Below are 15,795 nucleotides of genomic sequence, written 5' to 3' on the forward strand. Positions count from 1 at the left end.
GAAACCACTCAATGTGGTGAGTAGGTTCTCCAGTGGTGGTCGTGCCTGAGTTCAAGCGATCTGAAAATCCGACTTTTTCAACAGAATCGGCTAAACACTGTCGGTCGTCACGCTGAGGTGTGGCAATGCGCTTCAAAATACGCAGTCAGCCGGCGCTACCCTGGATGGTGAATCGCAAGAAGTTCATCGACGCTGAGGAAAACACATAAAGCCTAAAAGGCTTCGGAACTGTTGCCGATCAGCATTTCCCTGCTGGCCTCATCGGCAATTCCGTGCGACGTGGTGGAGAGCCGAATGGGTTCTCACCACAGCAGCGCTTCAACTTCGTCGTACTTATCTGCCAACTTGAGGAAGGTGTTCGCCCAGCCACTGCTGAGGCTGAGTTCTTGCAGGGGGCCGGTGACGGCGAACAGAACCGCCACATCCAGCCTGTAGGGCACCCCCCCTGATTTGAGCACGCTGATCAAGCCCAGCAATTCCCCCTTCGCTTGTGCCTCGTCTTCCCAGCTTGACCAGCAGAAGTCGTTGTCCGGAAGACCGATCAGTTCTATCGACGCTTCGAGGACGTGGATGAGGCTTTCAATCGGCGCCTCACGATTGATTCCTTCTTGAAGCAATTGCCGTGCACGGCCCACATTCATTGGGGCTGCCCTTCACTGTGGATGGAAGGTCAACAGCATAGAGAAGATCGGGCGCCGGCCATAGATGCAAGAAGTCGCCGGGTCTTTGCATGGGCTGAGCCGACTCGGCGACCTTTTGTGAGTGACGCGTCTAGTTAGCGGTCTCGCGCGTCATCAACTTATCCATCAGCAACACTCCCAACTCGCTGAGTTGGTGAATTGCCAACGCCACATCCCGCTGCTTCCCCGTCAGCTCATCCGACAGGTCAAGCAACAACGCGTTAACCGAAGAAAAGGTCTCATAGCTGTTGGTAATCAGCACTTCACTGCTGGCATCGTCCGCAACGCTGAACAGCGTCGTCGAAGGTGGAGGAGGCGGCCCTGGCGGTTCGGCGCCCGCGTTGAGGTAGTGATCAATCGCACGATGCGCCGCCTGATTAGGCTTCAGGTCTGGACCGCTTGGAGGATTCGGCGTGACTTTGAACATGTGTGTTGTACCTGTTTTAGGGCCAACACCTTTTCGCTACTAAACGAGAGGGTGGCGGCTGTACGCAGGTTAGTAGACCGGGGAAACACACAAAGCCGGCGCGCCCGAGGGCGCCCTGCGCACAGCCACCATCAAGTACAGACAAGAACATCTGATCGATGAGGCTCATGCACTTTATGTTGTCACTCGGGCTACTAAACCCGATCACTGAGTTGTCAGCGACCGGGCCACCTTAGAGACGCCCACTCAAGCGCACAAGCCGGCGGATTCTGACGCAACTGTAGGCAATGGAGCAAGGCGCTGCGGCTTGCTGTAGGACATGTCCACAAGGTAGGAGCAAGCGTGCTCGCGAAGAATCTTGGAGCGCCGCGGGAAACCAGAGTCGCGGCGTTATCGTTGACGTTTTTCGCGAGCAAGCTCGCTCCTACATACGGTGCGTCGATTACTGGAGGTTCTTGTCCAGGAACGCCCGTATAACCGGGATGATCGCCTTCCCATGGGTTTCCAGCGCAAAGTGCCCGGTGTCATAAAAACGAATATCCGCCTTGGGAATATCGCGCTTCCACGCCTCGGCGCCGGCCGGCAGGAAGAACGGGTCGTTCTTGCCCCACACTGCGAGCAGCGGTGGCTGGTACTGGCGGAAGTACGACTGGAAGGCCGGGTACATCGCGACGTTGGAGGCGTAGTCCAGCACCAGGTCGAGCTGGATGTCGGCATTGCCTGGCCGGGATATTTGCAGCCCTTCCAGCGTGTAGCCATCGGGTGATACCGAGCTTTTGTCGGCCACGCCTTCCAGGTACTGCCACTTGATCGAGGCGGGGGTTGGGAAGTCGCGCAGGGCTTCACGGTTTTGTTGGGTCGGGGCGTGCCAGTAGCGTTGGATAGGGGCCCAGCCGGCGCCCAGGCCTTCTTCGTAGGCGTTGCCATTTTGGGAAATGATCGCGGTCACTCGCTCCGGATGGGCGACGGCCATGCGCCAGCCTACGGGGGCGCCGTAGTCGTGGACCATCAGCGCGTATTTATCGAGTTTGAGCTGTTCGGTGAACTGGCCGATGGTCTTGGCCAGTTGGCTGAAGGTGTAGGCGTATTCGCCGCGTGGTGGGGCTTCGGTGAAGCCAAATGCCGGCAGGTCCGGCGCGATGACGTGGTAGCGGTCGGCAAGCTCGGGCATGAGTTCGCGGAACATGAAGGATGAGCCGGCGAAGCCGTGCAGCAGCAACACGGTCGGCGCGCTGGGGTCGCCCGCCTCGCGGTAGAACACCTTCACGTCGCCGACCTGCTCGTAGCGGTAATGCACTGTGTTGTCTGCATGGGCCGCGCCGCTGATCAGCAAAGAGGCGGTGAGCCCGGCAGCGGCAATGGCGTTGGATGAGGTCATGATGTGGCTTCCTATGTAACCTTTAAAGTTGGTGTTTGAAGGTTATGCCTGGATTTGGTAACCTGTCAAACATATTTTATTGGTTACAGGCCTCCTATGAATCCGAACAGCACTGCTTCAGGCGCACTTTTTCTGGCTGACAACCTTGCCCTCGATTTCATCAACTCCGAGTACGGGGTGGGTGATCAGCGCCATGACTGCTTCGTCGATGATCACAGCGTTATGAGCTGGCTGACCCAAGCGGGGCTGTTGCCCGAGCAGGTTGACCCGAAGGTGCCAAGTGGGCTGCTGGCCCTCGCTCGCACGCTCCGCGCGAGTTCACGGGCGGTGGTGAATGCGGCAATGACAGGCGTTCCCGTCGATCTCGCGGTGATCAACCAGGTGCTTGAAGCGGGGCGCCCGGTGAGCAGGCTGGAATGGGCGCAGGAGACGCAGGCATTTCGGCTTGCCACGCATCCTCGGGACAGCAGCCCGGCCAGCCTGCTTGGGCCGGTGGCCGAGTCGCTGGTGGGCTTGGTCACGAACGATAAGTTTGAATTTGTCCGGCAGTGCGAGGCCCACGATTGCGTGCTGTTGTTCCATGACCTGAGCAAATCACACCGCCGCCGCTGGTGCAGCATGGCGACCTGCGGCAACCGGATGAAGGTCGCGGCGTTTCGTTCCAGGAATAAACCTTGAGTCGATAAGGGGGGGCAGTTTTCTTTGATTGAACTTGGTATTGCCCAGCATTGCCCCATAACTACCCCTGTCTCCATTAACCGCAAGGACAGACCATGACCAACCCAACCGAAACCGCCATCCTCGCCGGCGGCTGCTTCTGGGGCATGCAAGACCTGTTGCGCCGCTACCCCGGCGTGCTGCACACGCGAGTCGGCTACACCGGTGGCGATGTGCCGAATGCCACCTACCGCAACCATGGCAACCATGCTGAAGCGATTGAGATCGTGTTTGACCCGGCGGTGATTTCCTACTGGCAGATCCTTGAGTTCTTTTTCCAGATCCATGACCCCAGCACGCCGAATCGGCAGGGCAATGATCTGGGGCCAAGCTATCGCTCGGCGATTTACTACCTGAGCGAACAGCAAAGGGATATTGCCGAAGATACTGCGGCTGACGTGGATGCCTCCAAGCTGTGGCCGGGACGTGTGGTCACGGAAATTGAACCCGCCAGGGAGTTTTGGGAGGCGGAGCCGGAGCATCAGGACTATCTGGAGCGGATACCGAACGGGTATACCTGCCACTTCATCCGGCCGAATTGGAAGTTGCCCAAGCGGGCGTCATCGGGGTCAGCTCCCTGAATCCTGACCCTCTAGCCCCTCAGGTTATGGCCATTTAGGCGCAGCGCTGGTTGCTGCTGCGTCTTCTGCTTGTGCAGCGATCATGTCATCTGCACGGGAGGGCGCCTGCGCCCAGCCAAGGACGAAGATGCTCAAGCCTCAAATGGCGCAAAAAACGCACACAGGGCATGCAGGATTGCCAGCGCGGTCATCACTGCCTACGTCCTTGTCGTCAGAAAAGTCGCCATTTTAATGCTTCGGCCAAGTTACATCGCTCGTTAGGTATGAACGGCCAAACCCGGTTGATTCAAAGCCCTTCCTGCTCCATCAGCTTGGCCGACAGCGCTTTCAGCTTGTGATGGGGGCCTGTGAAGCGTGTGCCTCCATCCAGTGTGGTGAGCGTGATCCGCTCTGAATCGCACCGATGGAATGGGGTGAACATACGTTTCTTGGGGCAGTAAACGCCTTCCTGCGTCTCGGAATACTTCAAGGAAAGCATCGCGTTTTGCAGCGCCGCAGGGCTGACAGGGCTGGCCATGCACCACTCGGAAAGGGCGGCATCGTGGTACATCCTGTAGGTCGCCCCTATGCATGCACCCAGGGTGCCGCTGTAGAGGACGTTGATCTTGAATGTGGCGGTTATGCCAACGCTGTGTGCAACGAACAGCATGAGGGCCGTCGCTACAAAGCAGAGGAGGGTGCTCTCCAGCAGGGCCAACGCCTTGTAAGGGGCTACGGCCAGTTGGTCTTTGAGCTTAAGTCGTGTGACGGTCGTGTCGGCGTGTTGTGGCGCGTGGGTGTCAAGCGGTTTCAAGCGTTACCCCTCCTGGGTTGAGTCTTCCTGATCGAGAACGGCTCGCATTTTACGCAAACTGAAGCGGCTGTGCAGGACGTTTTCTTTGGGCTTCATCTCTATCGTCTGCCGCCTCAGCTTGCCCCCGATGGCGGAGTATCAGTCGATACATGTCTGGCTGACACACCGCAATCGGGAGCAAGCCCCCTCCCACATTGGATTGATTGTGTTCTGGAGACCGAGCCGCCCCCGGAAACCAGCGTCCTCAGCGCACCAGGCAAGGCTGCTTGTTGTTATAGCGCCAGCCCGGAATCAAGAACTGCATCGCTACGCTGTCATCCCGTGCGCCAAGGCCCATGCCTTTGTACAGTTCGTGGGCCTTGGCCACGGCGTCCATGTCGATGTCCACGCCCAGGCCGGGCTTGGCCGGGACCTTCACATAACCGCCTTCGATTTTCAGCGGTTCGCGGGTCAGGCGCTGGCCGTCCTGCCAGATCCAGTGGGTGTCGATGGCGGTGATGTCGCCTGGGGCGGCGGCCGCCACTTGGGTGAACATGGCCAGGGAAATATCGAAGTGGTTGTTGGAGTGCGAGCCCCAGGTCAGGCCCCACTCATGGCACATCTGCGCCACGCGCACCGAGCCTTGCATCGTCCAGAAGTGCGGGTCGGCCAGGGTGATGTCTACCGATTGCAGTTGGATCGCGTGGCCCATTTCGCGCCAGTCGGTGGCGATCATATTGGTGGCGGTTTTCAGGCCCGTGGCGCGGCGGAATTCGGCCATGACTTCGCGGCCCGAGTAGCCGTTTTCGGCGCCGCACGGGTCTTCGGCGTAGGCGAGCACGTGGTGCTGGTCGCGGCACAGGCGGATGGCTTCTTTCAATGACCAGGCGCCGTTCGGGTCGAGGGTGATGCGCGCATCGGGGAAGCGCTCGGCCAGGGCGGTGACGGCTTCGATCTCTGCATCGCCGCTCAATACGCCGCCCTTGAGCTTGAAGTCGTTGAAGCCGTATTTGGCTTTGGCAGCTTCGGCCAGGCGCACTACGGCCTCGCTGGTCAGGGCGGTTTCATGGCGCAGGCGGAACCACTCGTCATCGCTGTCGGCCTCGTTGCGGTAGGCCAGGTCGGTGGCGCTGCGGTCACCGACGTAGAACAGGTAGCCGAGCATTTTCACCGCATCACGCTGCTGGCCTTCGCCGAGCAAGGCGGCCACCGGCACTTCGAGGAACTGACCCAGCAGGTCGAGCAGGGCGGCTTCCATGGCGGTGACGGCATGGATGGTGATGCGCAGGTCGAAGGTTTGCAGGCCGCGGCCGGCCGAATCCCGTGAGGCAAAGGTGCTGCGCATCTGGTTGAGGATGCGCTGGTACTGGCCGATGGGTTGGCCGATCACCAGGCTGCGGGCGTCTTCCAGGGTTTCGCGGATGCGTTCGCCACCGGGCACTTCACCGACGCCGGTGTTGCCCGAGCTGTCCTTGAGAATCACGATGTTGCGGGTAAAAAAAGGCCCATGGGCGCCGCTCAGGTTGAGCAGCATGCTGTCGTGGCCGGCGACGGGGATGACCTGGAAATGGGTGACGACGGGCGTATTCATGGCAAGTTCCTGTATAGGCTCAAAGAGGTTTGCTGAGGGCGGCGCTCGTTGGCGTCACGCTTGGCGACGTCAACGCGGCAGAGGGGGCGGTCTTGGCAAAGAACACCAGGATCGCGGCGAGCACCGACGTGCCGGCCAAACCGTAGAGGCCACCCTGGATCGAACCGGTGGTCTGCTCCAGGAAGCCAAAAGTGGTCGGCGCAACGAAGCCACCCAGGTTGCCGATGGAGTTGATCAAGGCGATCACGGCAGCGGCGATACGCGCATCCAGGTAGCCCTGTGGGATCGGCCAGAACAGCGACGACGCCGACTTGAACCCAATGGCCGCAAAGCAGATCGCCACGAACGCGAAGATCGGCCCGCCGGTGGTGGACATGAACATGCCCGCTGCCGCAATCAACAGCGCTGCCGCCACCCACGCCTGTTGGAACTTGAATTTGCCCGACAGCGTCGCGAAGGCGTACATGGCGATGATCGAGATCAGCCACGGGATCGAGTTGAAGAAGCCGACCTGCACATCGCTGAGGTCACCCATCTTCTTGATGATGCTCGGCAGCCAGAACGTCGCCGCGTAGATCGTCAGTTGGATGCAAAAGTACAGGGCGCAAAACAGCAGGATCTGACGGTCCTTTAGCAGCTTGCCGAGGGTGGGTTTGATGCCGCCCACGGCTTCACGATCGCGCTGTTCCTGGTCGATGGCGTTGACCAATGCGTCCTGTTCTTCGCGGGTCATCCATTTGGCGTCGTGGGGCTTGGAGTCGAGCCAGAACCACACGAAGAAACCGATCACCACCGAGGCCAGGCCTTCGATGGCGAACATCCATTGCCAGCCGTGAAAGCCAAACCCTTCGATCTGCAGCAGTGCGCCTGACAGCGGGCCGGAAATCAACGAGGCCACCGCCGAGCCACTGAGGAAAATCGCGATGGCTTTACCGCGCTCAACCCCCGGCAGCCAGCGCGTGAAGTAGTAGATCACCCCAGGGAAGAAACCGGCTTCGGCCACGCCCAGCAGAAAGCGCAGGATGTAGAAGTGGGTTTCGTTCTGGATGAACGCCATCAACGTGGCGACGATGCCCCAGGTGAACATGATGCGGGTCAGCCAGATACGCGCGCCGACCTTTTGCAGCAGCATGTTGGAGGGCACTTCAAAGAGGGCGTAGCCGATGAAGAACAGCCCGGCACCGAAGCCATAGGCGGCAGCGCCGATGCCCAGGTCATGTTCCATGTGCGTACGCACAAAGCCGATATTGACCCGGTCGATGTAGTTGAGGATGAACATGATCACGAACAGTGGGAGCACATGGCCCTTCACTTTTCTCACGGCTTGCGCGAGGACCGAATCACTGTCTGGTGCGGCAGATGCATGGCTTGAATTGTTCACAATTCAAAACTCCCCCTGATTATTTTTATGCGGGTTTGCGTGTCTTGTTGATAGACATCATACAAGTGCTTTTCTGGGGTTCGCAATCTGACGATGAAGTTTTTGTGTTTATAAAGGCCAGGTTTTAGTGCTTTTTTGGTTATTTTACGGGGCTAGGTTGTGTTTTAAACAAGGTTGAGAAGGCTTTTGGAACGGGTGGGGTGGGTGTCGATAAATGTTGGTTGTCATACAAGCTGGGCATTTTTTACTCGTCCCCCAACCTGTAGGAGCGAGCTTGCTCGCGAAAAACGTCAACGATAATGCAGACCTCCTGGATAAACGCAGCGCCCTCAGGTTTTTCGCGAGCAAGCTCGCTCCTACAGTGGGGTTACGCCGTGGGGCGGGATGTTAAGCTCGCTCCTGCCCAGCCCCGTGGATTCGTAATATGCCCATTGAAAACGGCCCTCCCGTCCGTAGACGTTCTACCAACCTGGCCCAAGGCGTACTCGACGCCCTGACCCAGCGCATCCTGCTCGGCCAGTTGAAACCGGGTGAAAAACTGCCGTCCGAATCCACCATCGTGCGTGAGCATGGGGTGAGCCGTACCGTGGTGCGCGAGGCGCTCTCCAAGTTGCAAGCCTCGGGGCTGGTGGAGACGCGTCACGGCATCGGCACCTTTGTGTTGGAGCAACAGGCCCAGCAAGGCTTGCGCCTGCATGTGGACACCGTCGCCAGCGTGCGCAACATGCTGGAACTGCGCCTGGGCCTGGAGGTGCAGGCCGTGGCGCTGGCCGCCGTGCGCAGGACCGATGCGCAGCTTGCCCACATGCGCGCAGCCCTGGACGACTACCAGGCCTCGCTGGCCAACAACGACAGCTGCGTGGAAGAGGACAAACGTTTCCACCAACTCATCGCCGAAGCCACCGGCAATACCTTCTTCACCGAGATCATGCTGCACCTGGGCAATGCGATGATTCCGCGTACCCAAGTGAAAGGCGCCGAACGTGGCGGGGCGGACTTTGCCAAGCTCGGGCAATTGGCGAACCTGGAGCATGAGGCGATCTTCAACGCGATCAAGCGCCAGGACCCGGACGCGGCGCGGGCGGCGATGGTGTTGCATCTGACCAACAGCCGGGATCGATTTTCCGGCGAATAAAAAGGGAACGCAGGTTGAACGAACACACCTTGTCCATGCGCCTGGAACGCGTGGCAGCGCATGTGCCGATGGGCGCACGGTTGGCCGATATCGGCTCGGACCACGCTTACCTGCCGGTAGCCTTGATGCGCCGTGGCGTGATCGCGGCGGCTGTGGCGGGTGAGGTGGCGACCACGCCGTTCCGGGCGGCTGAACGCACCGTGGTTGATAACGGTCTGGAGCAGCACATCACGGTGCGCCTGGCCGATGGGTTGGCGGCGATACAGCCGGCAGACGCGATCACCGCGATCAGCGTCTGCGGCATGGGTGGCGAGACGATCCGCGACATCCTCGACAGCGGCAAGGCCTGCCTCAACGGTTGCGAACGCCTGATCCTGCAACCGAACGGCGGCGAGCAACCGTTGCGCCTATGGTTGATGAACAACGGCTACCGCATCGTCAGTGAAGAGTTGCTGCGGGAAAACCGTTTCTACTACGAAATCATCGTTGCCGAACGTGCCACGCCGGTGAGCTACAGCGCCGAACAGCTGTACTTCGGCCCCTTGCAGATGCAGGCCCGTAGCCCCGTGTTCCTCGCCAAGTGGCAGCGCATGCTGCGCCAGAAACACAAGACCCTGGCCAGTCTTGAGCAGGCCCGGCAGACGGTCCCGGAGGAGAAGCTGCAGGACATTGCACGTCAGGCCCGATGGATTGCCGCGTTACTGGCCTGATGGAGTTTCATCCAATGTGATATCTCACGCGTCCTGCCCTTCAAGTTCTCCCCGTGTGCGGCCGATACGATGCCTGTGATTGAGGGCGTTTTGGAACGCACCTCGGGCAGTCGTCTCCGGCGGTGACAGCGCCTGTGTCGATACTGAGTGCTTTTGCCCCATTTTCGAGCATGCGATGGGGGTCGTTCGTGCGCCGCGCGCCCTGTTTCGGGGCTTGGCGTCAGCGGCCCGTATCTTGCTAGATCCTTTCCAATCAATGACATGGCATTTTGCTTTCATTCATTTCAAGGCTTCGCCCTGCGGTGCGCGGGGTGGGTTGTTTTTGGGAGTGGTCGGACATGCACAGCCTTTTATCACCCGGTATCCGCCTGCTCGGACGTTTTGGCTTCGCGCGTAAATTCCAGATTCTGTTTTTCCTGTTCATGCTGCCCCTGGCCGGAAGCCTGTGGATGATCGGCCAGGACTATCGCGACAAATTAAGCGTGATTTCCACCGAGCAGTCCGGCCTTCGCCAACTGTTGGCCCTGGACGCGCTGGACGGCCAGTTGACCGCCCAACGTAACCTGGCGGCGCGCTGGAAGGCGGCGGACATCCTGCACGCCCCAACGCCAGCGGCGAAGGCGGCGATGGATAAGGTCGATGCCAATTTCCCGGTGATCCTGCAAAGCCTGCAAGCTCTCGGTGATGCTTTGAAAACCCAGAACGCCGGCGCTGACGTCATGGCTCGCTTCGAGGCGTTGCAGGCCACGGTCAAGGGCATGGACTCGGCGTCCCTGCGCACCGTGGGGTGGTGGCCGGATGGCTACGACCGCTTCACCGCCGCGCTGACGGCGATGCAGGCCCTGCGCGAACAAATCACCCTCGACGCCGGCCTGATCCTCGACCCCTGGTTGGAAACCTACATGCTCATGCAGATGGGCACCCAGCAAACGCCCGACCTGATCGAGCGCATCGGTCGCATGGCCAGTGTCGGGCAGTCCTCGATTTCTTCGGGGCAGTTCACCTTGCAGAGCCGTTTGCAGATGCGCGACCTGCGCAGCCGCATCGGCGATGCGCGGGATCAACTGGTCAAGGCTGCGGCTTCGCTCAAGGCCAAGCAGTACGCCGGGATGGAACCGTGGACAGCGCAATACGACACCAGCCTGCAGTTGTTGGATAACGAACTCAAAGTGCTCGACGACGGCGTGTTCGGCGGCAGCATCAAGCTGGATACAGCCGGTTTCGAGCGCAGTATCGACGCCATGCTCACCTCGCTTGGCGCGTTGCGTGTTCAGTCGCTGACGTCGATGGATGCGCGCCTGGACTACTACCACGAACACGCGAACACGCAATTCATACCGATGGCGGCGACGTTCAGCCTGTTGGCGTTGGCGGCGCTGTACCTGTTCATGTGCCTGCAAGCGTCCATCCGGCGCAGCGCCAGTGGCATTACCACGCTGGCCGAGTCCCTGCGCGACGGCAACCTGTGCGTGGCGGTGACGGTGGAAGGGCGCGACGAACTCGCGGCCATCAGTACCGCGCTGAACGTCGCCGTGGTGCAATTGCGCACCAGCCTACTCGGCGTCAACCACGAGACCCAGCAGCTCGGCTCGGCGGTGCTCACCCTTAATTCGCAATCGGGCAGCACCCTCAGCGAAGTCGAGGACCAGCAGCACCAGATCAGCCAGATCGCCGCCGCCGCCACCCAATTGGCGGCCACGTCCATGGGCGTCGCGCGCAGCTGCGAACAAGCCTCGGGCAGCGCCCAGCAAACCCGGCGCATCGCCGAAGACAGCAGCCGTGACAGCCAGCGCACCACCGCCAGCATCCAGCAGCTCAACCAGCGCCTGACCGACACGTCGGACGCTTTGCAGCAGGTCAGCCAGCAAGGCCAGCAGATTCAATCGGTGGTCGACACCATTCGCGGCATCGCCGAGCAGACCAACCTGCTGGCGCTCAACGCAGCCATCGAAGCCGCCCGCGCAGGCGAGCAGGGCCGGGGCTTTGCGGTGGTCGCCGATGAAGTGCGCAGCCTGTCGCAACGCACCCAGGCGTCGACAGCGCAGATCGCCGGCACCGTCGACAGCCTGCGCGCCACGGTGAGCCAGGCGGTGACGCTGATGGGCGCCGCGTGCGAGCAGGCGTTGACCGATGCCGAGTCCGTCACCGGCTTGGGCACCCGCCTGGGCGAGATTGCCGGCGCGGTGCAGAACGTCACCGACACCCTGGCGCAAATCGCCACGGCGGTGGAAGAGCAGGCGGCGACGGCGGATGAAGTCAGCGGCAATATCCAACAAGTCGACCAGGCCGCCGGGCGCCTGCTGGACGGCGCACGCGCGGTAAACCGTGCGGCGGACACCTTGAGCAAGGGCAGCCAGGCGCTGAGTGATAACACCGCACGGTTTCGCCTGAGCTGAGGTCTGTAGACCCTGAAGATCCAACCCTGTGGGAGGGGCAAGCCCCTCCCACATGTTCAGGTCAGTTGGTCGAGGTATGCAGCACCTCGATCCACAGCGCACCCTTGCCCGACGCCGCTTCCCCGACACGCTTCAACGCACCGGTGGCACTGACCGCATAGGTGCCGACCTTGTCGCTTTTCTCGCCGGTCACCAGCAGCCAACGCCCGTTGGGAGAGAACGCGATATTGCGCGGCTGCTTCTCTTCGACCGGGTAGTTGTCGACAAAGCGCAGGCCGCCGGTGGCGGTATCCACCGCAAACGCCGACACCGAACTGCTGGTGCGCTCGCTCATCAACAGCAGCTTGCCGTCCGGCGACAGGCGTAGGTCGGCTGCCCAAATGCGCGGCGTCGAGTCGTCTTTGAGGTCATTGTTGCGTGCGTCACGCACTTCGCCGTGGGCCAGTTTCAACCGCTCAGGAATGCCATTGGCCATGCCGATCTGGGTCAGCGCGCCGGTGCTGGCATCGATGGCAAACGCGGTGACGGTGCCGCTCATTTCACCTACCACATACAGGTACTTGCCGTTGGCCGAGAACGCCAGGTGCCGAGGCCCGGTATTGGCCGGCACACTCACGAAGCCGCTGCCGATCGGGGTGAGTGCGCCGGTGGCGGCGTCGAAGCGGTATTGCAGCACATGGTCCGTGCCCAGGTTGCCGGCGTAGGCAAAGCGATTGCTGGGGTCGGTGCGCAGCGAGTGGGCATGCAGGCCGGTCTTGTAGGTGCGGATGGGTTCGGGCTTGTCGATGGGCTGTACGCTGAGGGTATCGGCACCGTAGGACGCCGCGAGCAAGTAGCGCCCGGCGCGGTCGGTGGCCAGGTACGCCATGCTTTCGGCCAGCGGCGCCTTGGACTGCGGGGTCAAATGCCCACTGGTTGGATCAATACTGAATGCCTGGACCTGAAATGGCTTGACCCGCAAGGCCGCGAACAAGGTCTTGCCGTCGGGGCTGAGGGCCATGGGGTTAACCTGGTCGCCGGCCGTCACTTGCTCGATCAGGCTCAGCGCACCGTTGCTTTCGTCGAGGCGGTACTGGGAAATCAGCCCGTCACCGGGGCTAGAGATATACGCAAAGGTGGCGGCGTTGGCGTGTGCACCGAGGCCGCAGACAACGGCGGCGGCCAGGAGAAGGGGTTTATTCACGGATGATCCTTTATTGTTATGGTCGTGGTCAGTCATCGTATGACTGTATGCGGGGTCTCGGCAATGGTTGTTTTATCGGCGTGACGGGCGCTGTATCTCTGCACGCGCCAAGGGCATGATGCGCTGCATGAATAACGATCCCATGGCACTTTACTGGCGCTTCAAGGCCCCCGATCCCGGCATCGGCGCGCGTGAGCAGGCACCGATGCTCGCCCAGGAGCAGGCCTGGGCGCGCGAGCACGCGGCCGGGCATCGCTTCGACTGGATCGAAGTGCTGCTGCCGCCGTTGTGCTTGGGTGTGTTCCTGCCAAGCCTGGTGTTTATGCTGGGCGTGTGGCTGTACGGGGCCGTGTCCACGCCGAGGCTGGATGTCGACCGTGTCATCGGCGACACGTTTGGCTGGCAGGCGCTGGCGACGCTGGTCTTTGTGACGGCCTGGGCGCTGCGCAACTACCTGCGCGATACCCGCGACCCCATCAAGCGCTACTGGCAGGCCATGCCGTACCAGGGCATGGTCGAGCTGGAGCGCCACAGGCTGGTGTCGGGCACCAGCCTGTGGGCCTCGGACTACGATCCCGACTGCAACGCCCTTATGCAATGGAAAAACGGCCAGCTTGAACGCACCCAGAGCAGCGGCGTGTCGCAGTGGATCGTCGCCAAGACCACGGCCGGCCACTGGCTGGTGTTCAAGGACGAATACCCCGGTGACTTCACCTACAACCGCGTCGGGAGCATGCCGGCCCCGGACAAACAGCTGCAACCCAGCCAGGACCTGACCTTCACCTTCGCCCCCGGCACCAACCTGATGCTTGGCCGACGTTTCGACGGCGAGCCGATGCCGTTGGTGCACACCGCGTATTGGCTGGCGGCCGATGAACTCAAGTGGCTGAGAGAGATTGCACATCACTGGACGTTTTTTGCCCCGGACCGCTATGGCGTGGTCAATGCCGAGGATGCGCCTTGGGTGCAGCGGCTGCTGGACAAGGCACAAGCCGGTTAAGGGAAAACGCTGCACCTGGGGCGCGCATTAAACCCGGAACCTTCAGCCCCGACAGGGCTCACTTGTTAGGTCGCCCTGTTCCCTTGCCGAAAGGAGTCCGCATGCATGCCACCTCATCAACGGTGCCCCTTCACACCCCCGTCGAACGCGAACTGAGCCTGCGCGCGGTCATCACCGGCACCGTGCTCGGTATCCTGCTGACCCCTTCGAATGTGTACGCCGGGTTGAAGATCGGTTGGTCGTTCAACATGTCGATCATTGCCCTGCTGGTGGGGTATGCGATCTGGCAGGGCCTGGCGAGGCGGTCGTCCGAGCAACTGCCGTGGACGCTGCACGAGAGCAATATCAACCAGACCGTCGCCTCGGCCGCCGCTTCGATTATTTCCGGTGGGCTGGTGGCGCCGATCCCGGCCTATACCTTGCTGACCGGCAACCAGCTGGACGCATGGCCGATGATCGCCTGGGTGTTTTCGGTGAGTTTCCTGGGCATCTGGATCGCCTGGTACCTGCGGCCTTCGTTGCTCAATGACAACGCGCTGAAATTTCCCGAAGGCATGGCCACCCTGGAAACCCTGCTGCATATCTACAACCATGGGCGCGAAGCCGCGACACGCTTGAAGGTGCTGCTCAGTGCGGCGTTGCTGTCCGGGCTGGTGAAGTGGGTGGACACCTTTGTGTGGGCCTTCCCGCGTTGGTCGCCGAGTGCCCAATTGGAGCGCCTGACCTTCACTGCCGACCCCTCGCTGTTGCTGCTGGGCTTTGGCGGCATTATCGGCATTCGTGTCGGCCTGACCCTGTTGCTGGGCGCCTTGCTTGCCTGGGGTGGCCTGGGCCCGTGGCTGCTGGCGCAAGGCCTGGTGAGCTTGCCGGCCGGCAGCAACGGCCCGCAATTCGCGGCGTTGGTGGAATGGTTGCTGTGGCCGGGGGTGAGCCTGATGGTGTGCTCAACCTTGGCGTCGCTGACGATTCGTCTGTGGGCGTTATACACCTCGACCAAGTCCGCCGGCGGGCAGGCCTGGAGCGTCCCCAAACCCGGGCCGGCCGCCGGTTTCGTGCTGTCGATCGTATTGGTGGTGAGCCTGCAGGCGCTGTTGTTCGGCATCAATCTGTGGATGGCGTTGCTGACCATTCCCTTGGCGATCTGCCTGGCGGCCGTCGCCGCCCGTGTGGTGGGCGCCACCGGTATTCCGCCGATTGGCGCCATCGGGCAGTTGTCCCAGCTGAGCTTTGGCATCGTCGCGCCGGGGCAGGTGCCGATCAACCTGATGAGCGCCAACACCGCCGGCGGCTCGGCCGGGCAGTGCACTGACTTGATGAACGACTTCAAGGTCGGCAAGGCGATTGGCGCCACGCCGCACAAGCAGGTGATCGCGCAGATCCTGGGGATTTTCATTGGCAGCATCGTCGGGGTGTTCGCGTACCTGGCGCTGATTCCTGATCCGCAATCGATGCTGCTCACCGAAGAGTGGCCGGCGCCGGCGGTCGCGACCTGGAAAGCCGTGGCGCAAACCCTTACCCATGGGCTGGATTCATTGTCGGCGAGCATTCGCTGGGCGATTGCTATTGCCGGTGTGGCGGGGGTGTTGCTGGGGATACTCGACAGCCTGTTGCCCGCCCATCGCGCCCGCTACTTGCCCAGTGCCGCCGCGTTGGGGTTGGCGTTTGTGCTGCCAGCTTCGGTGTCGCTGATGATGGCGCTGGGTGCGGTGCTCACCTGGCTGGTGAGCTGCCGCTGGCCGAGCATTACCGAGCGGTTTGCGATTACCGCTGCGGCGGGGTTGATTGCCGGGGAGAGCATCACCGGCGTGGGGGCGTCGCTGTGGCAGATGATGGGGAATGGGTAA

General features: G+C 61.4%; 14 protein-coding genes. 7 read left to right on the forward strand and 7 right to left on the reverse strand.

Going from position 1 to position 15,795, the window contains the following annotated elements:
• Positions 1–302 precede the first annotated feature (302 nt).
• The 3 genes from J1G35_RS26170 to J1G35_RS26180 all read right to left on the reverse strand — a co-directional run bounded on the left by J1G35_RS26170 (position 303) and on the right by J1G35_RS26180 (position 2,485).
• Positions 303–641 (reverse strand): hypothetical protein, encoded by a 339-nt coding sequence (locus J1G35_RS26170; protein WP_223016417.1) that lies wholly within the window; start codon positions 639–641, stop codon positions 303–305.
• 130 nt (positions 642–771) lie between these two features.
• Positions 772–1,107, reverse strand: a complete 336-nt coding sequence (locus J1G35_RS26175) for a DUF6124 family protein (RefSeq protein WP_223016418.1) — start codon at positions 1,105–1,107, stop codon at positions 772–774.
• A 442-nt stretch (positions 1,108–1,549) separates the two neighbouring features.
• Positions 1,550–2,485: an alpha/beta hydrolase gene (locus J1G35_RS26180; protein WP_223016419.1), complete on the reverse strand. Its 936-nt coding sequence runs from the start codon at positions 2,483–2,485 to the stop codon at positions 1,550–1,552.
• A gap of 96 nt (positions 2,486–2,581) precedes the next feature.
• On the opposite strand from J1G35_RS26180, the gene J1G35_RS26185 reads away from it, so the two are divergent.
• Both J1G35_RS26185 and msrA read left to right on the forward strand, forming a co-directional pair.
• On the forward strand, positions 2,582–3,163 hold the full coding sequence (locus tag J1G35_RS26185) for an ABATE domain-containing protein (protein ID WP_223016420.1): 582 nt from the start codon (positions 2,582–2,584) through the stop codon (positions 3,161–3,163).
• Between the two features lie 95 nt (positions 3,164–3,258).
• Entirely contained in the window at positions 3,259–3,783 is a 525-nt protein-coding gene (gene msrA / locus J1G35_RS26190; RefSeq protein WP_223016421.1) for a peptide-methionine (S)-S-oxide reductase MsrA, read from the forward strand.
• Positions 3,784–4,069: 286 nt separating this feature from the next.
• Here msrA and J1G35_RS26195 read toward each other — a convergent pair whose 3' ends face one another.
• From J1G35_RS26195 to J1G35_RS26205, 3 genes are all read right to left on the reverse strand, one after another.
• Positions 4,070–4,576, reverse strand: a complete 507-nt coding sequence (locus J1G35_RS26195; RefSeq protein ID WP_223016422.1) for a hypothetical protein — start codon at positions 4,574–4,576, stop codon at positions 4,070–4,072.
• A 244-nt stretch (positions 4,577–4,820) separates the two neighbouring features.
• Positions 4,821–6,146 (reverse strand): glucarate dehydratase, encoded by a 1,326-nt coding sequence (gudD, locus tag J1G35_RS26200; RefSeq protein ID WP_223016423.1) that lies wholly within the window; start codon positions 6,144–6,146, stop codon positions 4,821–4,823.
• Between the two features lie 19 nt (positions 6,147–6,165).
• Entirely contained in the window at positions 6,166–7,527 is a 1,362-nt protein-coding gene (locus J1G35_RS26205) for an MFS transporter (protein WP_223016424.1), read from the reverse strand.
• A 424-nt stretch (positions 7,528–7,951) separates the two neighbouring features.
• On the opposite strand from J1G35_RS26205, the gene J1G35_RS26210 reads away from it, so the two are divergent.
• From J1G35_RS26210 to J1G35_RS26220, 3 genes are all read left to right on the forward strand, one after another.
• Entirely contained in the window at positions 7,952–8,662 is a 711-nt protein-coding gene (locus J1G35_RS26210; protein ID WP_053132626.1) for a FadR/GntR family transcriptional regulator, read from the forward strand.
• Positions 8,663–8,676: 14 nt separating this feature from the next.
• Positions 8,677–9,372: a tRNA (adenine(22)-N(1))-methyltransferase TrmK gene (locus tag J1G35_RS26215; protein WP_223016425.1), complete on the forward strand. Its 696-nt coding sequence runs from the start codon at positions 8,677–8,679 to the stop codon at positions 9,370–9,372.
• A 338-nt stretch (positions 9,373–9,710) separates the two neighbouring features.
• The gene (locus J1G35_RS26220) at positions 9,711–11,768 is read left to right on the forward strand and encodes a methyl-accepting chemotaxis protein (RefSeq protein WP_223016426.1); all 2,058 of its coding nucleotides are present in this window, start codon (positions 9,711–9,713) and stop codon (positions 11,766–11,768) included.
• Positions 11,769–11,829: 61 nt separating this feature from the next.
• On the opposite strand, the gene J1G35_RS26225 is transcribed toward J1G35_RS26220, so the two are convergent.
• Positions 11,830–12,951 carry a lactonase family protein gene (locus J1G35_RS26225; RefSeq protein WP_223016427.1) on the reverse strand — a complete coding sequence of 374 codons (1,122 nt, stop codon included), beginning with the start codon at positions 12,949–12,951 and terminating at the stop codon, positions 11,830–11,832.
• Positions 12,952–13,078: 127 nt separating this feature from the next.
• On the opposite strand from J1G35_RS26225, the gene J1G35_RS26230 reads away from it, so the two are divergent.
• Entirely contained in the window at positions 13,079–13,951 is an 873-nt protein-coding gene (locus tag J1G35_RS26230) for a hypothetical protein (protein ID WP_262417427.1), read from the forward strand.
• 101 nt (positions 13,952–14,052) lie between these two features.
• The gene (locus tag J1G35_RS26235; protein ID WP_223016428.1) at positions 14,053–15,795 is read left to right on the forward strand and encodes an OPT family oligopeptide transporter; all 1,743 of its coding nucleotides are present in this window, start codon (positions 14,053–14,055) and stop codon (positions 15,793–15,795) included.

Source organism: Pseudomonas sp. SH10-3B (assembly GCF_019891415.1).
In the GTDB taxonomy this organism is placed as follows: Bacteria; Pseudomonadota; Gammaproteobacteria; order Pseudomonadales; family Pseudomonadaceae; genus Aquipseudomonas.